General features: G+C 45.9%; 24 protein-coding genes and 1 pseudogene. 19 read left to right on the top strand and 6 right to left on the bottom strand.

Features of this window, described 5'->3' with window-relative positions:
* Positions 1–18: 18 nt before the first annotated feature.
* From AC6I8U_RS02885 to AC6I8U_RS02900, 4 genes and pseudogenes are all read left to right on the top strand, one after another.
* A pseudogene (locus AC6I8U_RS02885) lies at positions 19–1213 on the top strand (ISL3 family transposase).
* 174 nt (positions 1214–1387) lie between these two features.
* Positions 1388–2716 carry a sigma-54-dependent transcriptional regulator gene (locus tag AC6I8U_RS02890; RefSeq protein WP_498017704.1) on the top strand — a complete coding sequence of 443 codons (1329 nt, stop codon included), beginning with the start codon at positions 1388–1390 and terminating at the stop codon, positions 2714–2716.
* Between the two features lie 345 nt (positions 2717–3061).
* Complete coding sequence (locus AC6I8U_RS02895) at positions 3062–3187, top strand: hypothetical protein (protein WP_267967700.1); 126 nt, start codon at positions 3062–3064, stop codon at positions 3185–3187.
* 106 nt (positions 3188–3293) lie between these two features.
* Positions 3294–3545: a hypothetical protein gene (locus tag AC6I8U_RS02900; RefSeq protein WP_042473538.1), complete on the top strand. Its 252-nt coding sequence runs from the start codon at positions 3294–3296 to the stop codon at positions 3543–3545.
* A gap of 89 nt (positions 3546–3634) precedes the next feature.
* Here AC6I8U_RS02900 and AC6I8U_RS02905 read toward each other — a convergent pair whose 3' ends face one another.
* The gene (locus AC6I8U_RS02905) at positions 3635–4669 is read right to left on the bottom strand and encodes an NADP(H)-dependent aldo-keto reductase (protein WP_498017705.1); all 1035 of its coding nucleotides are present in this window, start codon (positions 4667–4669) and stop codon (positions 3635–3637) included.
* Between the two features lie 145 nt (positions 4670–4814).
* On the opposite strand from AC6I8U_RS02905, the gene AC6I8U_RS02910 reads away from it, so the two are divergent.
* Positions 4815–5120 (top strand): DUF6482 family protein, encoded by a 306-nt coding sequence (locus AC6I8U_RS02910; protein WP_128648275.1) that lies wholly within the window; start codon positions 4815–4817, stop codon positions 5118–5120.
* Positions 5121–5135: 15 nt separating this feature from the next.
* On the opposite strand, the gene mutH is transcribed toward AC6I8U_RS02910, so the two are convergent.
* Positions 5136–5801, bottom strand: coding sequence for a DNA mismatch repair endonuclease MutH (gene mutH / locus AC6I8U_RS02915; RefSeq protein ID WP_498017706.1), 666 nt, complete (start codon positions 5799–5801; stop codon positions 5136–5138).
* Positions 5802–6423: 622 nt separating this feature from the next.
* Here mutH and rppH point away from each other — a divergent pair.
* Genes rppH through AC6I8U_RS02940 form a run of 5 tightly spaced genes read left to right on the top strand, consistent with a single transcriptional unit; the run spans position 6424 to position 11721 of the window.
* On the top strand, positions 6424–6942 hold the full coding sequence (rppH, locus tag AC6I8U_RS02920; RefSeq protein WP_042473544.1) for an RNA pyrophosphohydrolase: 519 nt from the start codon (positions 6424–6426) through the stop codon (positions 6940–6942).
* A 2-nt stretch (positions 6943–6944) separates the two neighbouring features.
* Positions 6945–9194, top strand: coding sequence for a phosphoenolpyruvate--protein phosphotransferase (gene ptsP, locus AC6I8U_RS02925; protein WP_498017707.1), 2250 nt, complete (start codon positions 6945–6947; stop codon positions 9192–9194).
* A 21-nt stretch (positions 9195–9215) separates the two neighbouring features.
* Positions 9216–10007, top strand: a complete 792-nt coding sequence (locus AC6I8U_RS02930; RefSeq protein ID WP_128648276.1) for a sulfite exporter TauE/SafE family protein — start codon at positions 9216–9218, stop codon at positions 10005–10007.
* Between the two features lie 35 nt (positions 10008–10042).
* Positions 10043–10858: a prolipoprotein diacylglyceryl transferase gene (gene lgt / locus AC6I8U_RS02935; protein ID WP_128648277.1), complete on the top strand. Its 816-nt coding sequence runs from the start codon at positions 10043–10045 to the stop codon at positions 10856–10858.
* Positions 10859–10869: 11 nt separating this feature from the next.
* Positions 10870–11721 (top strand): thymidylate synthase, encoded by an 852-nt coding sequence (locus tag AC6I8U_RS02940; protein ID WP_498017708.1) that lies wholly within the window; start codon positions 10870–10872, stop codon positions 11719–11721.
* A gap of 50 nt (positions 11722–11771) precedes the next feature.
* Here AC6I8U_RS02940 and AC6I8U_RS02945 read toward each other — a convergent pair whose 3' ends face one another.
* Positions 11772–12512, bottom strand: coding sequence for an SDR family NAD(P)-dependent oxidoreductase (locus AC6I8U_RS02945; RefSeq protein ID WP_498017709.1), 741 nt, complete (start codon positions 12510–12512; stop codon positions 11772–11774).
* Positions 12513–12627: 115 nt separating this feature from the next.
* Positions 12628–12951, bottom strand: a complete 324-nt coding sequence (locus AC6I8U_RS02950) for a YMGG-like glycine zipper-containing protein (protein WP_498017710.1) — start codon at positions 12949–12951, stop codon at positions 12628–12630.
* A gap of 239 nt (positions 12952–13190) precedes the next feature.
* Between AC6I8U_RS02950 and AC6I8U_RS02955 the strand changes: the two genes are divergently transcribed.
* Positions 13191–13781 carry a Slp family lipoprotein gene (locus AC6I8U_RS02955; protein WP_498017711.1) on the top strand — a complete coding sequence of 197 codons (591 nt, stop codon included), beginning with the start codon at positions 13191–13193 and terminating at the stop codon, positions 13779–13781.
* Between the two features lie 49 nt (positions 13782–13830).
* Here AC6I8U_RS02955 and AC6I8U_RS02960 read toward each other — a convergent pair whose 3' ends face one another.
* Positions 13831–14976, bottom strand: coding sequence for a Na/Pi symporter (locus tag AC6I8U_RS02960; protein WP_498018308.1), 1146 nt, complete (start codon positions 14974–14976; stop codon positions 13831–13833).
* Positions 14977–15383: 407 nt separating this feature from the next.
* Here AC6I8U_RS02960 and nhaR point away from each other — a divergent pair, with 407 nt between their 5' ends.
* Both nhaR and AC6I8U_RS02970 read left to right on the top strand, forming a co-directional pair.
* Complete coding sequence (nhaR, locus tag AC6I8U_RS02965) at positions 15384–16277, top strand: transcriptional activator NhaR (RefSeq protein WP_498017712.1); 894 nt, start codon at positions 15384–15386, stop codon at positions 16275–16277.
* A gap of 156 nt (positions 16278–16433) precedes the next feature.
* Positions 16434–16733 (top strand): ArsR/SmtB family transcription factor, encoded by a 300-nt coding sequence (locus AC6I8U_RS02970; protein ID WP_042473561.1) that lies wholly within the window; start codon positions 16434–16436, stop codon positions 16731–16733.
* A gap of 111 nt (positions 16734–16844) precedes the next feature.
* Here the strand turns inward: AC6I8U_RS02970 and rpsT are convergent, their stop codons facing one another.
* Positions 16845–17105, bottom strand: coding sequence for a 30S ribosomal protein S20 (gene rpsT, locus AC6I8U_RS02975; protein WP_042473565.1), 261 nt, complete (start codon positions 17103–17105; stop codon positions 16845–16847).
* Positions 17106–17364: 259 nt separating this feature from the next.
* Here rpsT and murJ point away from each other — a divergent pair, with 259 nt between their 5' ends.
* From murJ to ispH, 6 genes are all read left to right on the top strand, one after another.
* Positions 17365–18927 carry a murein biosynthesis integral membrane protein MurJ gene (gene murJ, locus AC6I8U_RS02980; RefSeq protein ID WP_498017713.1) on the top strand — a complete coding sequence of 521 codons (1563 nt, stop codon included), beginning with the start codon at positions 17365–17367 and terminating at the stop codon, positions 18925–18927.
* 69 nt (positions 18928–18996) lie between these two features.
* Positions 18997–19932 (top strand): bifunctional riboflavin kinase/FAD synthetase, encoded by a 936-nt coding sequence (gene ribF, locus AC6I8U_RS02985; RefSeq protein WP_498017714.1) that lies wholly within the window; start codon positions 18997–18999, stop codon positions 19930–19932.
* 62 nt (positions 19933–19994) lie between these two features.
* Positions 19995–22823, top strand: a complete 2829-nt coding sequence (ileS, locus tag AC6I8U_RS02990; protein WP_498017715.1) for an isoleucine--tRNA ligase — start codon at positions 19995–19997, stop codon at positions 22821–22823.
* A 130-nt stretch (positions 22824–22953) separates the two neighbouring features.
* Positions 22954–23457 carry a signal peptidase II gene (gene lspA, locus AC6I8U_RS02995; RefSeq protein WP_498017716.1) on the top strand — a complete coding sequence of 168 codons (504 nt, stop codon included), beginning with the start codon at positions 22954–22956 and terminating at the stop codon, positions 23455–23457.
* A gap of 130 nt (positions 23458–23587) precedes the next feature.
* Positions 23588–24019: an FKBP-type peptidyl-prolyl cis-trans isomerase gene (fkpB, locus tag AC6I8U_RS03000; protein ID WP_042473872.1), complete on the top strand. Its 432-nt coding sequence runs from the start codon at positions 23588–23590 to the stop codon at positions 24017–24019.
* A 40-nt stretch (positions 24020–24059) separates the two neighbouring features.
* Complete coding sequence (gene ispH, locus AC6I8U_RS03005; RefSeq protein WP_498017717.1) at positions 24060–25016, top strand: 4-hydroxy-3-methylbut-2-enyl diphosphate reductase; 957 nt, start codon at positions 24060–24062, stop codon at positions 25014–25016.
* Positions 25017–25099: the final 83 nt, after the last annotated feature.

Raw genomic sequence — 25099 nt, forward strand, 5'->3', positions numbered from 1 at the left:
GCACAAACTACCGTTTTCATGCCGAATAATACTTTCCTATCATCGTTCTGGGAAGGCTTTCATGTCGTAAAGTCTGTACAAACGTCTTCTCTTATCACGATTACTCTCAAACCCAGTACGACTGCTCGATGTGCATGTGGGCAACATGTTCAAGCCATACATGATTATCAGTGGCGCACCATTAAGGAAGCGATGATTCTTGGCGTACCTGTCGAGCTGCACCTACAAACAAGGCGTATCAAGTGCCCTGACTGCGGTATCAAAACCGAATCTATTTCTTGGCTTGAACCTTTTTGCCCGTCTTACTAACCGCTTGCGTAGTTATATTGAACAGTTGCTGCCTCTTCTCCCTATCAAACATATTTCCCAAATGACGGGTGTTCATTGGCATACCGTCAAGGAGATAGATAAGCGCCGGCTGCAAAATGTAGTGCCAGAGGTTAACTGAGCGGAGCTGCGACAGCTTGTTATGGATGAGTTTGCCCTCTTCAAGGGACATCGTTATGCCACTGTTATCGCGGATGCAAAGACGCATCAAGTACTTTGGATAGGCGTCGGACGCAGCCGAAAAGATATCCGTCCTTTTTTCGAGTTACTCGGTAAGCATGGCCAGAACATAGAAGCGGTTGCGATGGATATGAATACGGCTTTCGACCTCGAAGTGCAGCAGCATTGTCCTAACGCCCGCATTGTGTACGACTTATTCCATGTAGTCGCCAAATTTGGACGAGAAGTGATGGATAGAGTCAGAGTTGACCAAGCTAATCGACTTAAACAAGACAGGAAAGCACGTCAATGGATTAAACGTTCACGCTGGGTTCTCCTCAAAAACAGAGGCAATTTAGACAGTAAGCAGGAGAGTTATCTAAATGAGATACTGAGTATGAACAAGGACTTAATGGTGACGTATTTACTTGGCTCTCAGCTTAAAGAGTTATGGCGGTGCCAGTCAGAGAGCGAAGCGGAAGGCTTGTGGGACATATGGTGGGAGCAAGTTCAAGAAAGCGGGATCAAACCACTAATGGACTTCGCGAGAAAGCTCAAACCGTACCTTCATGGCATAGTTGCTTCTGCAAGGTACCCACTCAACACCTGTACGCTAGAAGGGATAAACAACAAGATAAAGTTAATCAAACGAATGGGCTACGGTTACCGAGATATCGATTACTTCTTTCTAAAGATAAAAGCGGCTTTCCCCGGAAAGCCGCGATGAACCTTTTTTCATGCCACATTTCCGAGAATGTTTATAGAAAAGTTAGAAATCGTACACTAGTCTTAATTATGAGACACATCTGTACGTTTTAAACGCGATTGCCGTGTTTGATAGATGGTTTTATTTGCATAGAATAAATCTATTGAATCTAAAAACAATAATAGGAATGATGTAATGGGAACCGAATTTCGGATGGATTCAATCCCCGGCTCTTTAGTGGTTGTAGGGGGCGTGTATGAGCCATGGCTCTCTGTATTGGAGCAGGCGGGATGGCGCTGTACCCAATGTTCAGATTTACGTAAAGCTGATGCGTTATTTTCAGAGATTGGTCCCTGTATTGGAATTGTAGACCTAACTCGTGATGATTTCAGTCTTAACGGGATTGCGAAACTTGTCAGCACGCACAAGCAGGTGCGTTGGATAGCCTTTATTCGCGAGGCTCAATTGGGCTCGGATACGATATGCCAATTTATCGTAAACTTCTGTATCGACTTTTTTACGACACCTATTCCGGACTCACGATTGATGAGTACCATTGGACACCAACTGGGTATGCTCAAACTCGAGCAGAAGGTGTGGCCGCATAATGGTAATGACAGCGATCTCGGGATTGTTGGGCAATCTTTACCAATAAGACGTTTACGCGATCAGATTCGTCGAATCGGGCCTACTGATGTCAGTATCATGATTCATGGCGAAGTTGGCGCTGGTAAAGAGTCTGTGGCGAAAGCGATTCACCGCTGTTCTGCTCGTTCACAAAAGCCTTTTGTAGCGGTAAATTGCCGTGCATTCTCAGACGCTCGATTTGAGAATGAGTTTTTTGGGATGCACGATCCCGAACAAAGTTCGCTACTTGATCAAGCCTCTGGGGGAACGATCGTTCTCAACGATATCTTTACTCTACCCGCGAAACAGCAGCTTAACTTATTGAAGTTCTATCAAGATGGTCAAATAGAAACGGCGAAAGGAACCAAAGAGTTTGATGTGCGTATTCTGGCTGCCGATTCTTCGGATATTGAAAAAGCCCTGGGAGACGGCTCCTTCAATGAAGAGCTATTTCACTGTATCAATGTGCTTAGAATTAATGTCCCTAGCCTAAAAGAACGCGCGACTGATATTTCTTTGCTCGTCGCTCATTACATCAACCAGTTTGCGAAAGAGTTTAACTCTCCTGTTAAGTCGATTGATGATGATGCCATTAAAACGCTTACTTACTACCACTGGCCAGGTAATGTTAAAGAGTTAATGAACCAAGTTAAACGTGCCGTACTCATGACTGAAGAAGAGGTGTTAGTTAAGAAGCACTTCGAACTTCCAGGTACATTCTCTGGCAAGCGGAGCCTCAAGAGCATACGAGAGCGTTCTGAACGTGATGCACTTATCTTGGTGCTAGATAGCCATAACGGCCAGGTTACCTTAGCGGCAAAAGAGCTGGGTATTTCTCGAGCTACTATGTATAGATTGCTTAATAAGCACAATCTAATCACGGAAGAAACAATTTAACTTCCTCCAGTTATTCAGTTTAATCACCTAAAGGCGCTGTGGCGCCTTTATTTTTTTCATACTGGTTGCAGTCTAAACTAGATGTTTGTCGCACTATGAATATCCAGTACAATATCGTGTTGTATATTTCCGGTTTAAAATTAATCACCATAGTTAAAGGTAAAAGCTATGTAATAGTCGGCCTTTAAGTCGTCATTCGGCTTGTAACTAGAGTTTTCCGTTGTTTTTAACTTTTTTTTATATGATATGTTGATTTAATATACGGATTGAATAAGAATTAACCGTGAGCAAGACGCTCAACCTATCAAATTTCAGGATTAATAAGTCAGTATGGAGGCGCAGAAAATGATGAATCGTATTTCTTTTATCAACACTTGTGCTGCTTTCCGTACCGATGCTGAGCATATTATCGATCGTGATTCGATCGTAATTATGGCCGATAAACCGGTAGTAAAATCAGCACAAGATTAATTAATCCGTAACCTTATGAGGCTGCGGAATAGCAGTCACATAAGAGTCTAATTACCTCCAAGACCGCTATTTCTCTCCTCTGTAATATTCCAATCAGGAGATTATTATGCGTACATCTGTTTATCTAACTATCGCAACTTGGCTTATTAAAGCAGACATTCAAAAAGAAGAACGTGAGTGGAAACGACGCTACCGCCGCAGTGCTTATCAACTACCTTTGCACAATGAACACTTGTTGAGAGACATTGGCTTAGACAAAGAAGGTCGTCCTCTTGGTCGTGTCGCTGCACCTCAAGTTGTCGCTAAACGTAAAGCTCGTCATCTTCGTCGAGAATTACAGTCGCGAATAGCTACGTAAACCAAGGCGGGTAGTACGACTACCCGCCGACTATCAGAATATCGAGAAATATCTAATGAGTTGTAGTAGATATTCTCAATACCTAAAATCTAGGGGCATGGATTAGAATACTGTGCCCCTAATAATTGAAGCTCTTCTAGTAATTCATTTGAAAGCGTAACGTCGATACTGTCTATATTGCTTTTTAACTGAGTGAGATTTGTCGCTCCAATTATATTCGAAGCAACAAATGGACGTTGATTGACGAAAGCGAGCGCCATTTGCGCGGGATCTAAATCATGCTTATGAGCGAGATCGACATAAGCTTGTGTCGCTTCGATGCCTTGCGGCGTAAAATAACGGACGAAGCGTTCAAATAAACTACAGCGAGCGCCTGCGGGCTTTTGTCCATTAAGATATTTACCACTCAAGCAGCCAAAAGCGAGAGGAGAGTAGGCGAGCAGGTCGACGCCCTCATGGTGGCTGATTTCTGATAAACCCACCTCAAAACTGCGGTTCAATAGGTTGTAAGGGTTTTGAATTGAGACGATTCTCGGTAGATCGTGCTTTTCAGCGAGCTTAAGGAGCGTCATCACCCCCCATGGGGTTTCATTCGAGACACCGATATAACGAATCTTTCCAGCTTTGATGAGCTCATTGAGCGCCTCTAGCGTTTCAATAAGTGTGACTTCCTCATTGCCTTCAGGGTAGGGGTAATTGAGCTGGCCAAAGCAATTGGTTTTCCGTTGTGGCCAGTGCAATTGGTACAAGTCGATATAGTCAGTCTTCAAGCGCGTTAAGCTGTCATCGATCGCTTGGTGAATGTTACGTCGATCTAAGCTCATATTATCGCGGATGTAAGGTACGTTACGTGGGCCTGCAACCTTGGTGGCGACAATAACTTTTTGGCGCTTGTCTGAGTGAGATAACCAGTCGCCGATATAGGACTCCGTCAATCCCTGTGTTTTTTGTTTAGGTGGGACGGGATACATCTCTGCGGTATCAATGAAATTGACGCCACGCTCAACGGCATAATCCAACTGGTCAAATGCATCTTGTTTGCTGTTCTGTTCACCAAAGGTCATGGTACCTAAACAGATTTTGCTCACTTCGAGCGAAGAATGTGGGAGCTTGTGGTATTTCATTGAGCCATCCTTGCTTGTCGTTGTTTGATTCCACTATACCCCGTTTTTATAAAAGATCTGTTCAATAAATGCGCAATTAGCCACTTATTGGCTAAACTGAGAGTTATCAGTAAAGCATTATCCACAAAAGAGAAGGAGGTGGACTATGCAAAAGCATCAGCTCGATCGATGGTTACATGGACACCACAAAGATTCTTATAAACCGCCTAGAGTGTTCGTAATTGGTTGTGCTGATATTTCACACTATCTACTTGCAGTGGAATACAAGCACAAACTTGAACCGATCAAAGAAGACGATGAGCCGATCCATTACGAGTCTTTAGACTCGGTAAAAGAAGCTCTGACCCGTCTAGGCGTTGAGAAGGCATATTTGCGACTTCATAACGCCTATGATGAGTGCGGAAGCGCTGAGATGAACCGGTATTGCGACATTGAACTGAATCTGCATTGAAAACCAGGGCAGATGTTAGGCAAAATAAGTATCTAGTATGTAGCTAGTAAACTTTGCCCTGAGGTAAAAGCCTCGAGGTAGGGTTTTGATTGGCTGTCCGCTCGCACCATAAGCTTCGGTTTTAGCGCGGCTGTTGGCGGCTTTCGGGCGTATTTGTAATACCTCGCCGCTTCTGGCTGTTATTTGGTTGACCCCGCCAAGCGCGATAAGATCCATCAACTCTTCCCAGTCATTGCGCAGCAGCGTCTCTTCTTCTTCTGACGGGCTCCAGATAAGTGGAGAACCCACTCGTCTCTCTGCGACCGGAATTTCACGTTCACCTTCAACCGGCAGCCATAGCACGCGAGATAGTTTGTTTCTGATGTGACTCGTTTCCCAAGTCAAACCTGTGATGCCAGTCAAGGGCGCAACACACACAAAAGTTGATTCTAGAGGTTTACCGTTGTAGCCGACAGGAATGCTCTTTAGCTCGACACCGATTTCTGGAAAGTCTTGAACCGGCTTACTGCCAGCCGTGGCACCAAGATGCCATTCGAGAAGTTGTCCCACCCAGCCTTTATCTCGTTTGAGATTTTCAGGCACTTTCATATTTGCTTGTTCGGCAAGTTCGCCAAATGACACACCTGCGATGTTGCGAGCACGTTCGAGCAGTTCCGATTCTGTAGCTGGAGTCGTTTTCATGTTTGCTAGTACAGTTGGCTGGATAGACGATATTGAGTTTACCACGTTAGCGTATTTGTGCTCTGTACAAAAAGAGATCACTCTGGTGGAAAGTTGATCTATTAATGACTTATCCACAGGAAGGATGGTAAATACCGGTGATTTATCGACTTCTGTATAAATAATCAGTGGTATTGTGCCTATAAAACACTTGATATATCAGGGTTTGTATGAATCTTATCAAATTCGATGTGGATAATTTAGCTTGTGGTTGATCTTTAACCGATCTGATCTTTTCGTTAATTTTTAAATCGCCAGTTCAAAAACTAATGATCGATATTAATTTAAGTTACTGAATTTATGGTGGTAAAATTTAATTAGTGCATTATTGGCTTTTCTAGGGCTTTTATACTAAGTTGAGTTTTTCCTAGAGATCAAAGATTCTGCACACAGTTATTCACAGAAAAGGTGAATAAATGTGGTCTAGGTCTCATTGCTATGTTGATAACTGGCGTTTTGTTCGAATCTTATCCAATGGTTCTCAAAGAACTGGGAATTGTTCAAATTTACACATCCTTAAGTTTGCTCAAGTTGGGGATATGTGGAAAAATCAAGGTAATGAAAATTTAATTGAGGTTGGCCAGTGATAGATGGCGATGGTTACCGACTGAATGTTGGTATTGTAATCTGTAACAACCATGGTCAGGTCTTCTGGGCTAAACGATACGGACAACACTCATGGCAGTTCCCTCAGGGCGGTATTGACGAAGGTGAATCCCCTGAAGAGGCCATGTATCGAGAACTGTATGAAGAGGTGGGGCTCACTAAGAACGACGTCAAGGTCGTTGCGGTCAGTCGCCATTGGCTAAGATATAAGTTACCCAAGCGCTTGGTTCGCTGGGATTCGAAACCTGTCTGTATTGGGCAAAAACAGAAATGGTTTTTACTGCGTCTGGATTGTGATGAATCCAAGATCAACATGCAGCGCGGTAATACCCCTGAGTTTGATGGTTGGCGTTGGGTGAGCTATTGGTACCCAGTAAGACAAGTCGTTTCTTTTAAGCGTGATGTCTATCGCCGAGCGATGAAAGAATTTGCATCCTTGGCAATGCCGTTTAAGGAACGAAAATTTAAAGGCAAAAGAAAGCATCGAAGAGGGTAAGTATGCTATCGCAACTAAGGGATATAGTTGAGCACGTTTCAAAAGTTGAAGACGTGCATGCGGCCCTCGAGATGTTAGTACAACAAACATGTGCAGCCATGAACACCGAGTGCTGCACGATTTACCTTGCTAACAAAGATAAGCAGCTCTTAGAGTTGATGGCCACTCAAGGCCTCACCTTTGAGGGTGACACAATCCAAATTGGTTTTGATGAAGGCTTGGTGGGGTTGGTGAAGCGTACAGCAGAGCCTATCAACTTAGCCGAAGCCGCCAAACACCCTGCTTTCAAGTTTTTCCCAGAACTTGGTGAGGATGTCTACCACTCCTTTTTAGGCACACCGATTATTCATCGCAAGCAAGTGCTTGGCGTATTGGTCGTGCAACAAAAAACGTCCCGCCAGTTTAGTGAAATGGAAGAGTCTTTCCTCGTCACGCTGTCTGCGCAGGTTGCGGTTTTGATAGCCCACGCCATCGCTCAAGGACATGGATTCTTTGACGATAACGCAGTCCCAGTGATTAAAGGTATTGGCGCGTCATCCGGTGTGGCCATAGGCCCGATTTGGTGGGACAACACTCAGCCTGATCTTAGTGATGTTTTTCCCGCCTCTACCCTTGATGTTGCTAGAGAGCAAGAGCTTCTTTCTGTGGCGATTGAGAATGCGCTGGCCGATTTTAAGCGTATGCGTAAAAAGCTCGATCTCGAGCTGAACAAAGACGCGTTAGCCATATTCGATCTCTTTACCCACTTGCTCAACGATCCTATGTTGAGAAATGATCTCAAGGCGCAGATTCAAAAAGGTGATAAGGCCGATTGGGCCCTAAGACAGGTGGTTGAAAGCTATGCCAATCGCTTTGCTAAAATGTCTGACGTCTATCTACGTGAACGTGCGCAGGATGTGAAAGAACTTGGACAGCGCCTGCTGTTTTTCTTACATGATACTGAATACCCGATTCATGAATTTAGTGAGCCGGTGATCTTTGTCGTTCGAGAACTCACCGCCTCGATTCTAGCTTCCATCCCTAAAGAACAACTGCTCGCAGTCGTCTCTCTTGAGGGGGCTGCCAACTCGCACGCAGCGATTTTGTCGCGTGCAATGGGTATTCCTGCTGTAATGGGCGTAAACACCAACCCTGCACTGCTTAGTGGCAAGCTCGGTATCGTTGATGGGTACAGCGGTGAAATATTCCCTGACCCGAGCCATGAATTGCTCTCTGAATATCGTGAGTTGGTAACGGAAGAATCTGAGTTGTCTCAGATGGTGGAGTCAACCGCGGGGCTAGAAGCTGCTACCAAAGATGGTCAGCGTATCCAAGTGATGCTCAACGCAGGTTTGAGTGCCGATACCAGTATTTCTATTAATAAGAACGTAGACGGTGTTGGATTATATCGAACCGAGATCTCGTTCTTGCTTCAGCAGCAGTTTCCATCTGAGGAAGAGCAGCTACATCAGTATCGTTCTGTCCTGAGTGCTTATCCAAGCAAGCGAGTTGTGATGCGAACGCTGGATATTGGTGGAGATAAAGCGCTGCCGTATCTGCCAATTGATGAAGACAACCCATTTTTGGGCTGGCGTGGTATCCGCTTCACACTGGATCACCCTGATATATTCCTTATTCAGATCAGGGCGATGTTGCGCGCCAGCGTCGGCATTGATAATTTGAGTATCCTCTTGCCCATGGTGTCGTCAGTGCAAGAGTTTGATGATGCCTCGACATTGATTGAACAAGCTTATCAAGAGGTTCTCGTTGAGCACCCTGAGGTGAAGAAGCCGGAAATAGGTGTGATGATCGAAGTGCCCTCTATGCTCTACATCTTGCCGTTTATGGCTGAGCGGGTCGACTTTGTCTCGGTGGGGACCAATGATTTAACCCAGTATCTGCTGGCGGTTGATCGAAATAATGCTCAGGTTGCCGACATCTACGAAACCTTGCATCCATCCGTATTGGCAGCGATGAAACATATATTTGAAACCTGTCAGTCTTATCATCTACCTGTTTGTATTTGTGGTGAGCTTGCGGGCGATCCTATTGGTGCACTACTGCTTGTTGGTTTGGGGTATGACACGTTAAGTATGAACACCTCAAACGTTGCTAAGGTAAAGTATTTGCTTCAACAAAGCTCGCTTGATGAGCTTAAGCAACTTGCTGACAAAGCGCTGATGCAACCTTATGGTAAAACCATCTACAATCAGATGCGCGAATACTTCGAGAATAAAGGGCTCGCGGGCTTTATTCGTGCAGGCAAATTTTAACTTTACTATTTTGGTCGTTTTGTGAATTACGAATTAATACTGCTTTTGTTGCTGCTTGGCGCTGTAGTAGGGACCATGTCTGGTCTTTTAGGGATTGGCGGTGGACTTATTGTGGTGCCCGCACTGGCGTTTTTGTTGCCGAAGTTTCACATTTCCAGTGATGTGGTGATGCACATTGCGTTGGCTACTTCGCTTGCCTCTATCATTATTACCTCTGGCTCTTCTGCGCTCAATCACCTCAAATTGGGTAACGTAGATCTGTTTGTTATTAAGTGGTTGATGCCTGGTGTCGTCATCGGTGGTTTTGCTGGATCTTATGTTGCTGAGTGGATTCCCTCTCACTATCTGCCGAAAGTGTTCGCGTTTATTGTGCTTATGCTCGCCATTCAGATGTTTTTATCGATCAAGTCGCAATCGGTGCGCTCGTTGCCTTCACCTGCGGTGACGACATGTTGTGGTGCGGGTATAGGCATGATTTCCAGTCTAGCCGGGATTGGCGGCGGCTCAATGTCGGTGCCATTTTTGAGTAAACACGGTGTCGAAATGCGTAAAGCAGTCGGCTCATCCTCAGTGTGTGGTTGTGTGATTGCGATTGCCGGTATGATAGGGTTCGTGATTCATGGTGCGAAAGTGGATGGTTTACCAGAGTACAGCGTCGGCTACGTCTATTTGCCCGCGTTATTTGCGATTGCGGCGACGTCGATGATTACGACTCGTTTTGGTGCCAAGTTGGCTACGACCATGCCAACACCGAAACTAAAGAAGATTTTTGCGGTCTTTCTATTGTTCGTTGCATTCTCTATGATGTTCTAGCCCCAATTAATCAATAATTTTTAAGTGAGCGTTTTATGTCTCAGGGATATATCCAATTTCCTAATATTGACCCTGTTCTGTTTGAGTTAGGTCCTTTGTCGGTTCGCTGGTACGGTTTGATGTACCTGATTGGCTTTGCTTTTGCGCTATGGTTGGCAAATCGCCGCGCCGATAAGGCTGGCTCTGGTTGGACTCGTGAACAGGTTTCAGATCTGCTGTTTGCTGGCTTCCTTGGGGTCGTTATTGGCGGTCGCGTCGGTTACGTGCTGTTTTATGGCTTCGAAGAGTTGATGCAAGACCCACTTTACCTGTTTAAGGTATGGACCGGTGGTATGTCATTCCACGGTGGGTTGTTGGGTGTCATCAGTGCGATGTTCTGGTATGCACGAAAAAATGGTCGCACCTTCTTTAATGTTGCTGATTTTATTGCGCCGCTTGTACCGTTTGGTTTAGGTATGGGGCGTTTAGGTAACTTCATGAACAGTGAACTTTGGGGACGAGTCACCGATGTGCCGTGGGCGATTATCTTTCCTAACGGTGGCCCGTTGCCGCGCCACCCATCACAACTCTATGAATTTGCCCTAGAAGGTGTGGTTCTGTTCTTCATCCTGAACTGGTTTATTCGCAAACCGCGTCCTGAAGGCTCTGTCTCAGGTTTGTTCTTGCTCGGTTATGGTACGTTTAGATTTATGGTAGAGTACGTCCGCGAGCCGGATGCGCATCTTGGCTTGTTCGGTGGATTTATCTCAATGGGACAAATCTTATCCCTACCAATGGTTATCATTGGTGCCTTGATGGTTGCGTGGGCTTACAAAGTGAATGGCGCAACCACCTCCAACGTTTCAAAGTAATAGGAATTGTCGTGAAGCAGTATTTAGACTTATGTCAGCGTATCGTTGACGAGGGTGTATGGGTAGAGAATGAGCGAACAGGTAAACGTTGTTTGACTGTTATTAATGCGGATCTTACCTACGATGTTGCCGGCAATGCCTTCCCGTTAGTCACAACACGTAAGAGCTTCTGGAAAGCGGCGGTCGCAGAGCTGCTGGGTTACATTCGCGGTTATGATAATGCGGAAGATTTTCGCAAGCTTGGCACTAAGACATGGGATGCCAATGCAAACCTAAATGATGCGTGGCTAAACAATCCTTACCGTAAAGGTGAAGATGATATGGGCCGCGTCTACGGTGTTCAGGGCCGAGCTTGGGCAAAACCGGATGGTGGTCATATTGACCAACTGCGTAAGATTGTCGATGATCTGACGAATGGGGTCGATGATCGCGGAGAAATCCTTAATTTCTATAACCCTGGTGAGTTCCATATGGGTTGTCTGCGCCCTTGTATGTATAGCCACCATTTCTCATTATTGGGCGACACTCTATACCTAAATAGTACGCAACGTTCATGTGATGTACCGCTGGGCTTAAATTTTAATATGGTTCAGGTTTACGTGTTCTTGGCGATTATGGCTCAAATTACAGGTAAAAAGCCTGGCCAGGCGTACCATAAAATTGTCAACGCGCATATTTATGAAGATCAGCTAGAACTGATGCGAGATGTGCAGCTTAAGCGTGAACCACTTGCTGCGCCAACATTCCGTATTAACCCTGATATTAAGTCTCTTGAAGACCTTGAAACGTGGGTGACATTGGATGATTTTGAGGTAATTGGCTATGAGAGCCATGAACCTATTCGTTACCCGTTCTCTGTGTAACGTTGATTAGAAACGCCGAGCTTGATGCTCGGCGTTTTTCTTTCAGCTGATTACCAGCTTATCGCCTCCCGCTCGGTGAAGAAACCAGCCGTAGGGCCATCCTCAGCTAATGTCGCAAGCCAAATCGCGGTATCAGCGCCTTCCCGTGGCGTTTTCAGTTTGACGTTCTCTCCGTACTCAGGGAGCTCTTCTAGATTCATCCCCGAATCAACCCAGCCAGGGCAGTAAGAGTTCACTTTAATCCCAAAAGGCTCTAGCTCTTTAGCGAACAGAACTGTGTTAGCGTTGACACCAATCTTGGACGATTGATACGCAGCGCAGATGTCATCTCGCCAAGGGGAATGCATGTCGGATAACTGCGACAGTTGGGCTGCTTGACTGGAAACATTAACCACTCTAGCACTGCTCGATTTCTTAAGCAGCGGCGTTAGGGCGCGCGTCAGCAAGAAGGGACCAATCTGGTTGACTTCAATCACGCGTCGATAGGTGTCTTCATCGATCAAAGATGGATGCTTACCGAAATCGGTTAAGATAGAAGCGTTATTGACCAGCACGTCCAAGCGACCAAACTCCTCGTGGATTTTGTTGGCGATGGCTGGAAACATCGATGACATGGCGAGATCAATTTTAACGTGTGACGCCATATAGCCTTTATGACGGAAGTCATTGGCTAGCGAGCCGCAAGATTGAATATCGGCCATGATGACATGGAATCCTTGTTCCATCAGCATTTCCGATGTGGCTAAACCGATGCCTTGATATGCACCAGTAACGAGAGCAATTTTGTGCATGATTGACCTTTTTTGTGGCGTTCAATCAAGACAGTTTATCGGCGGGGAACAGAAGATGGCAGTAACATAGGGGGATGTTACTTAAAGGTTACTGCCAAAATGTGAAGGTAAAATGCTAGTCGTAGTAGTACTCTTCGGCGATTTCTTCTTCAACAATTTCTTCCTCGACGATTTCCTCTTCGACAACAACGTCTGTTGCCACTTCACAAGCACCCTCGTTATACGCCCCGTCTATGGTACCGACAACCGCACCGGTACCGCCACCAATAGCTGCGCCAGCCGCTGCACCACTGCCACCATCGACAATACCACCAACCACGGCACCAGTAATAGCGCCGTCTACCGCACCATCAATCGCCCCTTCTGCGGTTTGGTCGCAGTAATAGGCGAAGCTAGGGGAAGCGATAAGTGAGGCTAGAAGTAGAATTTTTGTTTTCATGACAAGGTCCTAGATTGAGTAACTGCGTATTAGAGTAAACAAGGAATGTGCGCTGAGTAAGGTCGGCAGCGTCAATCTTGGGTTAGATTCTGGTTGTCGTATTGTTGGGGTGTATTAGGTTTGATTAGAAGTGTTTGTGTATCAATATCTGGAAGCCTAAACTCAAGTTCAGGGAGCAACTTGCTAAGCGGTAACACCTTGACTCATAATGAAATGAGTGATGATTAGGAGAGCAGATAATGCGAGTGTACGTATGGATATTGGTCGCCTTACTGGTGGGGTGTAGCAGTGGACCAGATGAGATTAAAGTGGCGGATGAAAAGCTGCTTGTTAGCTACCAAGATGCCCGTGAAGACGCGACACCTTTCAAGAGCCAACCCGCTCGTTGGGGAGGTGTGGTGGCTAAGCTCACTAATCCTTCTGCGAGTAGTAGTGAGCTGCAGATCAGCCATTTTGAGTTGGACTCTAAAGGAAGGCCAGATGAAACTCGTCAGGGTAGCAGTCGCTTTGTGGTCAAAGTAGAACGCTTTTTGGACCCAAAAATCTTTATGTTAGGCAAACCGATGACGTTTGTTGGCATTATTGAGGGGCAAACTGAGATAAAAGTGGGTGAGCAGACCCTATCTGTCCCTGTGCTCAAAGCATCAAATTATTACCTTTGGACAGAAGATAAGCGCATCAAAACCTACTATGTCGGCGATCCGTTCTACAACTACTACTATGACAGATATTATTATTGGGATTACGTCGATGAAGCGGATCTCATCGAGCATTATGACGCCTATGATGCTTACGACGCTTATGATGCCTACGACTATGGCGATTTTTAGATAAAAAAAGACCCAGCTTCTTAGCTGGGTCTTTTTATGAGTTTTAACCTTAGGCTGTTAGCGCGAGGATGGAACCAGGAATCACTACGAAGATAGAGACTAGGTAACCAGCAACCACCGCTTTGTTTTTGATGGCCATATCTGAGATATAGTCCGCGCCTTTCACTGGTAGCTCACGTAAGAACGGAATACCAAAGATGAACACCGTTGCCATAATGTTGAACACTAGGTGCACGAGGGCAATCTGTAGCGCAAATACAGCGTATTCACCAGATACCGCCGTCGCAGCAAGTAGACCCGTGATACATGTACCTATGTTCGCACCTAGCGTGAATGGGTATACATCACGAACCTTTAGAGCACCTGTACCTACTAGCGGTACCATCAAGCTTGTTGTCGTTGATGAAGACTGAACCAGTACAGTAACGATTGAGCCAGATACGATACCGTGAATTGGACCACGACCAATTGCGTTCTTCAAAATCTCGCGAGCGCGGCCAACCATCAGGCTCTTCATCAGTTTGCCCATCACTGTGATGGCAACGAAGATAGTCGCAATACCTAAAACAATAAGTAGCACACCGCCAGTCACACCACCAAATGCACTTAGCGGCTCTTGGATTGCGCTCACTACCGGCTTAGTGATTGGCTTGATGAAGTTGAGACCACCCATACTTACATCACCAGTTGCCATCATAGGTGAGACTAACCAGCTAGAGATCTTATCCAACACACCGAACATCATTTCCAACGGCAGGAAGATAGCCACAGCAAGCAAGTTGAAGAAGTCGTGAATCGTTGCACTTGCAAAAGCACGTTTAAATTCTGTATTGCAACGAACGTGACCTAGGCTTACTAGGGTATTGGTTACGGTTGTACCAATGTTAGCACCCATGATCATTGGGATTGCTGTCGTGACAGGCAAGCCACCGGCTACCAGACCAACAATAATAGAAGTAACGGTACTAGAAGATTGGATAAGTGCCGTAGCAACCAAACCGATCATCAAACCTGCAACTGGGTGAGAAGCAAACTCGAACAGCACTTTTGCGTGCTCGCCAGTCGCCATTTTGAAGCCACTACCTACCATCGAAACAGCAAGTAGCAATAAGTAAAGCATGAATGCCAAGTTAGCCCAGCGCAGCCAACGCGTCGTAGTCGACATAGGAGTCGTCGCTGTAGTTGCTTGGTTCATCATAGTTTTCTCCGTTTGGCCTTGGTTAATCTATTTGCGGCCTGTTGTTGAATCTGACGCGATAGTAGAACTCGAATATTACAGAAATATGACGAAACTATTTCTATGTGAATTAAGTGCGATCTTAGGTTGGTTTTTAGTCTGTAATTTTGAATTTACGACTTTAAGTTATTGAATTTTATTGATTATATTCTATGTGAGAAAAAGAGATTAATCTGACCTGATTAATGAATTAAATCGATTTATATTGTCTTGTTTGTCAGTTATATGACAGTGGTGTGTCTAATGTGACAGTTGGCGGTTCGTAGAAACAGTATCATTTGCTTAATAATTTCGGTTTTAACGAATATTGTTGGATTGGGCAGATTTTGCTATAAATGTAGGTCACTCTTTTTAGGCGAATTAGCATGTCTCACCTTAACTATAATCATTTGTACTACTTCTGGATGGTGTGCAAACAAGGTTCGGTCACCAAAGCGGCAGACGCTCTGTTTTTAACCCCTCAAACGGTCACGGGGCAAATCAAAGCACTGGAAGAGCGCATGGATGGCAAGCTAACCAAGCGAAACGGGCGTAGTGTTGAACCTACAGAACTAGGTCAGCTGGTGTATAAGTATGCCGATCGTATGTTTGGCCTAAGTTATGAGATGCTCGACATCGTTAATTACAGTCAGCGCTCTAACTTACTGTTTGATGTCGGCGTTGCTGACGCGTTATCAAAACGCTTGGTGAGTAAGATCTTGATGACGACGATACCAGAAGACAACAATATTCATCTTCGCTGTTTTGAATCGACGCACGAGATGTTGTTAGAACAACTCGCTCAGCACAAGTTGGATATGATCCTGTCTGATTGCCCAGTTGATTCAAGTCAGAGTCCGGGGCTATTCAGCAAGAAGTTAGGGGAGAGTCGTATGAGCTTCTTTACTTCAGGACACAGGGACAATGTTAGCTTTCCAGAAGTATTAGAGCAGACCCGCCTTCTTATCCCTGGCAGTCGAACCTCAATGGGACGAAAAGTGCTTCAATGGTTTGATCAGCAGGGGATTCAACCTAACATTCTAGGCGAGTTTGATGACGTAGCTCTGATGAAAGCCTTCTCTATGTATAAAGATGATGTGATTTTCCTTGCGCCGAGTATCTACATGTCTGAAATTAAAGACCAGCGACACTTGCAGCTTATTGGTGACATAGAAGATATCAAAGAAGAGTACTACGTCATTTTTGCGGAACGTATGATTCAACACCCTGCGGTGAAGAGTGTATGTGAAGCAGACTTTACTGACTTACTTGCGTTTTGAGTAAGCTAACAAATTACTCTTTCCAATTACACTTAATTAAACAAAGCGTTACCATACACGTCCTAACCATGTAGAATGTGCTGGAAATTGCCAAGGTTGCTCAAAAAGCAGCCAGTAGGTTGTCATCGGTGTCGCGAAAAGATTTAGAGGTAGACTATGAACTTGCAGGATATGGAGAAAAACTCAGCACAAGCGGTTGTACTCTTGAAAGCGATGGCTAATGAGAGGCGCCTGCAAATTCTGTGTATGCTACACAATACCGAGCTCTCTGTCGGTGAACTGTGTTCTCGCCTAGAGCTAAGTCAGTCGGCATTATCTCAACACTTAGCTTGGCTTCGCCGAGATGGTCTGGTCTCCACTCGAAAAGAAGCTCAAACGGTGTATTACACACTAAGCAGTGGTGAAGTCCGTCAATTAATTGAAACACTACACGGTATGTATTGCAGTGATCACTAGTAGGTAGTGGAAGGCGCGAGCAACGAATGTTGCGAAAGAGCGCAGTGAAAGAAACGACAGATACAAAAAAACCGGCATTAGCCGGTTTTTTAACGCAATACAAAGTCTAAATTATAGAGCTTTGATTGCAGCAGAGAAGCGTGCCTTGTGACGAGCAGCTTTATTCTTATGAATAAGGCCTTTAGTCGCCATGCGGTCAAGGATTGGAGTAACTTCTGCAAATGCTGAAGTTGCTGCTTCTTTGTCGCCAGCTTCGATAGCTGCGATTGTTTTCTTCATGTAAGTGCGCATCATAGAACGACGGCTAGCGTTGTGCTGGCGACGTTTCTCAGCTTGGATAGCGCGCTTCTTAGCAGATTTACTGTTTGCCAAGGGTCTAACTCCCAAAAACTTAGTTCGGTGACAATTTAAGGGCGAGGAATATCCCTCATTTGCGCTCAATTGTCAAATGATTTGTGCAAAAACCCGACGATATAAAACAACTTTTGATATCTGTGGGCTATCGCGGTTAAGATGGCGGGGATTCTAACAGTATTTTTCGACCAATGCTAATACTAATCCTCTCTTCAATAACAAAGGCTATTGAAACCGATAAATAGCAAAGCATTGGCTAGGTAATTCAGAGGTTATCGTGAGTAAACGCCTTCTTAAGTCAGGCATGATAGTGAGTGCCATGACGCTGGTGTCTCGAGTATTGGGACTGGTTCGTGATGTGGTGGTGGCGAATCTAATGGGGGCAGGGGCGAGCGCTGATGTCTTCTTCTTTGCCAATAAAATCCCCAACTTTCTTAGACGCCTTTTTGCAGAAGGCGCATTCTCTCAGGCATTTGTGCCGGTACTTACTGAATATCATGCCTCGGGTGATAAAGACAAAACTCGAGAGTTAATCGCCAAAGCCTCAGGGACGCTTGGCGTCATTGTTACCATAGTTACCTTGCTGGGTATTCTTGGCTCGAGTGTCGTGACGGCACTGTTTGGCTTTGGTTGGTTTCTTGATTGGCTCAACGATGGACCCGCAGCACCAAAGTTTGAACTCGCCAGTTTGATGCTCAAGATCACCTTCCCTTATCTTTGGTTCATCACCTTTGTAGCCTTGTCTGGGGCGATTCTCAATACCTTAGGTAAGTTTGCGGTTTCCTCTTTTACCCCTGTTTTTCTTAACGTGATGATCATTGCCAGTGCGTGGTTCATTTCACCTAACCTTGCTCAACCAGAAATTGGTTTGGCGATAGGGGTATTCATGGGCGGCTTTGTCCAGTTCGCGTTTCAAATTCCCTTCCTTATAAAAGAGGGTGTACTCGTTAAACCTAAATGGGGTTGGCGCGATCCCGGCGTAACTAAGATCCGTACCTTGATGATCCCAGCGCTGTTCGGCGTATCGGTTAGTCAAATTAACTTGCTATTCGATACCTTCATTGCCAGTTTTCTCGCGACGGGCTCTATCAGTTGGCTCTATTATTCCGATCGTCTTTTGGAGTTTCCGCTTGGTCTGTTTGGTATCGCCATTGCGACGGTGATTTTGCCTGCCCTGTCTCGTAAGCACGTGGATGCGCACAGCGAAGGCTTTGCCCATACCATGGATTGGGGGGTGCGCATGGTGATCCTACTTGGATTGCCTGCCATGTTGGGATTAATGGTGCTCGCCAAACCCATGCTGATGGTGCTATTCATGCGCGGTGAGTTTACGCCGCACGATGTTGAGCAAGCCTCTTTGTCCCTCTTAGCTTATGCATCTGGCTTGCTTAACTTTATGTTGATCAAGGTGCTGGCACCAGGCTATTACTCACGTCAAGACACAAAGACGCCGGTGAAATATGGCATTATTGCTATGGCGTCCAACATGGTCTTCAATGCAATCTTTGCTTATTTCTACGGGTATGTTGGTCTGGCAATGGCAACAGCGCTGTCTGCCTTTATTAATATGGCGCTGCTTTATCGTGGACTTCACCGTCAAAATGTCTATCGCATTACCAAGAAAACCATTGGTTTTGTCATTCGTCTAGTGATGGCTGTAGCCGCCATGGTGGCAGTATTGATGTGGCAACTACAAGACATGCAGCAATGGCTAAGCTGGGGCTTATCAGAGCGTATTTTGACTTTAACGGTTCTGATCGGTCTTGGTGGCGTCACTTACTTGGTTGCATTGCTTATCTTGGGAATTCGCCCGAAAGACGTAAAAGCAGCGACAGATTAACAATGATTGGTTATAATCCGTCAGTTTCACACTCGTAACATTTACTCAAGCAGGTGGTTTAGTCGTTTCATGGAACTCATTCGAGGCATACATAACCTTAAAAATCAGCACCATGGCTGCGTTTTAACCATCGGCAATTTTGATGGTGTTCACCTCGGACATCAGCGTGTACTGAATCAAGTTAAGCAGAAAGCATCGCAACTGGGTTTACCTGCGGTTGTCATGACATTTGAGCCTCAGCCTATGGAGCTGTTTGCCAAAGACAAAGCGCCGGCGCGTTTGACTCGGTTGCGTGATAAGTACGAGCTGCTTGAGAAAATGGAACTGGACCGCCTATTGTGTGTGAACTTTAATCAGCGATTTGCCAGCTTAACGGCGGAGTCTTTTATTCGAGACTTGTTGGTGGGTAAATTGGGTGTTAAGTTCCTTGTCATCGGCGATGACTTCCGCTTTGGTAAAGGGCGTGAAGGCAATTTCGAGATGCTTAAAAAAGCGGGCGAAGAGTTCGGTTTTGAGGTTGTGAATACGGCAAGTTTTCGTGTTGAAGAGACTCGAGTCAGTTCAACGGCCATTCGTCAGGCTCTTGCCAATGACGAGCTCGATGCAAGCGCAGAAATGTTGGGGCGTCACTATACTTTGTCCGGGCGTGTTGCCCATGGTCAAAAGTTAGCGCGTGGCTTTGGGTTTCCAACTGCCAACATTTCACTTAAGCGCTATGTCGTTCCTGTCCGCGGCGTCTATGCGGTGCAGGTGTTTGGTGTTGATGATAAGCCGCTACCGGGCATTGCCAATGTAGGTAAAAAGCCAACGGTTGCGGGGACAACGCCAGATCTTGAAGTGCATATCTTTGACTACGAGGGCAACCTTTATGGTCAACAAATTGAAGTGGCACTGCTTCATAAAATCCGTGATGAGAAAAAATTTGAGTCACTGGAGCTGCTTAAGCAGCAAATAGAATTGGATGCTGATGTAGCAAGGGTGTGGCTACGTCAGTTTAAGGGTTAGCGGAAGATTCCACCGCTAACATAATGTCTAACTTTCGCCCAATACAACGGAATTAAGAATCGATGAGTGAGTATAAAGATACCCTGAACCTACCTGAAACAGGGTTTCCAATGCGCGGCAACCTGGCCAATCGTGAGCCAGAAATGCTTAAGCGTTGGTACAAAGAAGATCTTTACGGTGAGATCCGTAAAGCTAAAAAAGGCAAAAAATCCTTCGTGCTACACGATGGCCCTCCATATGCGAATGGTGACATTCACATTGGTCACGCTCTAAACAAGATTCTTAAAGACATTATTATTAAATCCAAAACACTTTCAGGTTTTGACGCACCATATATCCCAGGTTGGGATTGCCACGGTCTGCCTATCGAACTAATGGTAGAGAAGAAAGTGGGTAAGCCAGGTCAAAAAGTGACTGCGGCTGAATTCCGTGAGAAATGTCGCCAATACGCGGCAGGTCAAGTTGAAGGTCAAAAAGAGAGCTTCAAGCGTCTAGGTATTCTTGGTGAGTGGGACAAGCCTTACCGCACTATGGACTTTGCAACTGAAGCAAACATCATTCGTGCTCTAGGTAAGATTGCTGATAACGGCCACCTACTAAAAGGCTTCAAGCCAGTTCACTGGTGTACAGACTGTGGTTCTGCACTTGCTGAAGCTGAAGTAGAGTACAAAGATAAAGTGTCACCTTCTATCGACGTACGCTTTAAAGCGGCAGACGAAGCTGCGCTAGTGTCTAAGTTCGCACTAAGCGAAGGTCATGAAGGTCAAGGTGACATCTCAATCGTTATCTGGACGACCACACCATGGACGTTGCCAGCTAACCGTGCGGTATGTCTACGTGACGATCTTGAGTACGTACTTATCCAAACTGAGGGTGACAACCCTGAGCGTATTATCGTGGCTTCTGAGCTTGCGAAAGACGTGATGGATCGTGCGGGTATCGAGCACTTCCACAACCTTGGTTTTGCGAAAGGTGCGGATCTAGAGCTTTCTCAGTTCAACCACCCATTCTACGACTTCACTGTTCCGGCGATCCTAGGCGATCACGTAACGACTGAATCAGGTACCGGTGTGGTTCACACAGCACCAGGTCACGGTCAAGAAGACTTCGCGGTTGGTCAAAAGTACGATCTAGAAGTGGCAAACCCTGTAGGCTCAAACGGCGTTTACTTGCCAGACACTGAGCTATTTGCCGGTCAACACGTGTTTAAAGCGAACGATGCGGTTGTAGAAGTACTAAAAGAAAAAGGTGCGCTACTTCATCATCATGCATACGAGCATAGCTACCCACACTGCTGGCGCCATAAGACGCCAATCATCTTCCGTGCAACACCTCAGTGGTTCGTATCTATGGACCAAGCGGGTCTACGTGCAAAAGCACTAGAGTCAATCAAGGGTGTTGAGTGGATGCCTGAGTGGGGTCAAAGCCGTATCGAAGGCATGATTGAAGGTCGCCCTGAGTGGTGTATCTCTCGTCAGCGTACTTGGGGTGTGCCAATCGCTCTGTTTGTTCATAAAGAGACAGCAGAACTTCATCCAAACTCGCTAGAGCTGATTGAAAAAGTCGCTCAGCTAGTGGAAGAGAAGGGCATCCAAGCTTGGTGGGACGTAGAAATTGCAGATCTACTTGGCGACGACGCAGACCAGTACGAGAAAGTTTTGGATACACTCGACGTTTGGTTCGATTCTGGTGTGACTCACTACTCGGTTGTAGATTCTCGTGAAGAATTTAACGGCAACAGTGCAGACCTGTATCTAGAAGGTTCTGACCAACACCGTGGTTGGTTCCAGTCTTCGCTGATTTCATCTATCGCGATGAAAGACGAAGCGCCATACAAGCAAGTGCTAACGCACGGCTTCGTGGTTGATGGTCACGGCCGTAAGATGTCTAAGTCAATCGGTAACGTTGTTGCGCCAAAAGATGTGACTAACAAACTAGGTGCAGACATCCTGCGTCTATGGGTAGCATCGACTGACTACACGGGTGAAGTTGCGGTTTCTGATGAAATCCTAAAACGCTCTGCAGATGCTTACCGTCGTATCCGTAACACGGCTCGTTTCTTCCTAGCAAACCTAAACGGTTTCAACCCAGAAACTGACCTAGTACCAGCAGAAGAAATGGTGGCACTGGATCGCTGGGCGGTAGGTCGCGCGCTAGCGGCTCAAGAAGAGATCGTAAAAGCATACGAAGAGTACAACACGCACGGCGTGACTCAGCGTCTAATGCAGTTCTGCTCTATCGAAATGGGCTCGTTCTACCTAGACGTTATTAAAGACCGTCAGTACACAGCGAAACTGGGCGGACACGCACAGCGCAGCTGTCAGACAGCGCTTTACTACATCGTTGAAGCACTTGTTCGTTGGATGGCACCTATCATGTCGTTCACTGCTGATGAAATCTGGAACGAAATGCCAGGCAAGCGTGAGAAGTTTGTGTTCGCTGGCGAGTGGTTCGAAGGTCTGTTCGGTCTTGCTGAAGGCGAAGAGCTAAACAACGAATTCTGGGCTGAAATCCAAACGGTTCGTGATGCAGTAAACAAGCAGCTTGAAGCGGCGCGTAGCGAGAAAACCATCGGTGGTGCACTGCAGGCTGAAATCACCCTGTTTGCTGATGATGCGCTAACGGCGAAGCTTAGCAAACTAGAAGACGAGCTACGTTTTGTGTTGCTAACGTCTGCAGCAGCGGTTAAGCCAATGTCTGAGAAGACAGATGCAGCGAAAGCAACAGACCTAGAAGGTCTATTCGTTGAAGTAGCAGCTACTGAAAATGAGAAGTGTGACCGTTGTTGGCATCACACTCCTGACGTAGGCACGATCGCGGGTCACGAGAAGATTTGTGGTCGCTGCGTATCGAACGTAGACGGTGAAGGCGAAGTTCGTAAGTTCGCTTAATGGTAAGCTAACCGGAACTTTTGAAAGATTTAACAGCCCCAGTTTTTACTGGGGTTGTTTTTATCAGCTAACTGATTGAACATATAATTCATTGAGTGTTTGCTACCAAAGGTAGCGATAAAGGAAACAGATGAGCGAAACGGCAATCACATTTCGACAATCAGGTGTACGCTGGCTTTGGCTAGCGGTGGTGATTTTTATTGCAGATATCAGCATCAAGCTCGTAGTCATGGATAACATGGGTTACGGTTGGGCAAATCGAATTGAAATCTTGCCATTCTTCAATTTGCTCTACGTCCATAACTATGGTGCAGCATTTAGCTTCTTGAGCGAGCAAGCTGGCTGGCAGCGTTGGCTGTTCACCGGCATCGCGTTTGTCGTCACTGGTATGCTAACGTACTGGATGAGCAAGCTTCCGGCAAAAGAGAAGTGGAACAACATTGCTTATGCGATGATCATCGGCGGCGCAGTAGGTAATGTTTTTGACCGCGTAGTTCATGGCTTTGTTGTCGACTACTTGGATTTTTACTGGGGTAACTATCATTGGCCCGCTTTCAACCTAGCAGACATGGCTATCTGTATTGGTGCGGCGATGATTATTATCGATAGCTTTCGCAATAAAGAGCAAAAGTAGCGCAGATAACGAATAACCTTAAGCGCTGTGCGTTGATATGCACGGCGCTTTTTTATATAACAAGCTAAATGATAAAGAGCTGCTGTGCGTATCAATCAACACAGACTCAATAACACAAGGAAGCCGTAACGTGAGCATCATTTCCCAAGATAGCGCTGTCACCCTACATTTCACCATCAAGCTGAGCGATGGCTCTGTAGCCGACAGCACCCATAATATGGGTAAGCCTGCCAAATTTATTATTGGTGACGGTAGCTTAAGTGACAATTTTGAAAAATGCTTGGTGGGTTTGACGTCTGGTGACAACAAAGCCATTGAGTTAAAAGCCGTAGATGCGTTTGGTATGCCAAATCCAGACAATGTTCACCATATGGATCGCGCAAAGTTTGTAGGTGACTCTGAGGTTGAAGTCGGTACAATAATGGCCTTCTCAGGTCCTGATGGCATGGAGATCCCTGGTATCATTACGGATATTGCGGGCGATTCGGTAACGGTTGATTTTAATCACCCGTTAGCAGGGCAAGATGTCACCTTTGAAGTTGAAATTCTCGAAGTAGAATAAAACCACTCAGATAAATACGATAAGTAATAGCGGTTCCTCAATGAGTAATGAAATGAAAATTAAACTAGCTAACCCACGTGGCTTTTGTGCGGGTGTAGACCGAGCGATCAGCATTGTTGAGCGCGCGCTTGAGATGTATCAGCCGCCAATCTATGTCCGTCATGAAGTGGTACACAACCGCTTTGTGGTTGAAGGTCTAAAACAGCGTGGTGCGATCTTTGTTGAGGAACTGAGTGAAGTGCCTGATGACAACATTGTGATCTTTTCAGCTCACGGCGTGTCTCAAGCGGTTCGTAAAGAAGCAAAAGCGCGTGAACTGACGGTGTTTGATGCGACTTGTCCGTTGGTAACTAAAGTCCATATGGAAGTGGCTCGTGCGAGTCGCCGTAATATGGAAGTAGTGCTTATTGGTCATGCGGGTCACCCTGAGGTGGAAGGGACAATGGGTCAGTACTCAAGTGAGACTGGCGGCATGTACCTTGTTGAGCGTCCAGAAGATGTATTAACGCTTGAGGTTAAAGACCCAAGCAACCTTCATTACGTGAGTCAAACCACACTGTCTGTGGATGAAACCGCGGATGTGATTGATAAGCTTCGCGAAGTGTTCCCTGATATCCAAGGTCCTCGTAAAGACGACATCTGCTATGCAACGCAAAACCGCCAAGATGCGGTTCGTGAACTCGCTGGAGCCGTGGATGTTATGGTTGTCGTAGGCTCGACCAACTCTTCGAATTCAACGCGTCTTAAAGAGCTTGCAGAGAAGCTGGGTACACCGGCATACCTGACGGACACGCCTGATCTGATTCAAGCAGAGTGGTTTGAAGGTAAAGGTCTGGTTGGCGTGACAGCGGGTGCGTCAGCGCCAGAAGAGCTAGTTAATCATATTATCGACCGAATTAAAGCACTGGGTGCTGATGATGTGGAAGAAGTCTTAGGCCGTGAAGAGAACATGTTCTTTGAGGTGCCAAGAGAGCTTCAAGTGAAGGTTGTCGATTGATCTTGATATCAATGTCTGTTGAAAACGCCGCGTTTCTTACGCGGTGTTTTTTATTGCGCTTTTTGTCTAGTAAGGATGAAGAA

Source organism: Vibrio sp. KUL80 (genome assembly GCF_059725495.1).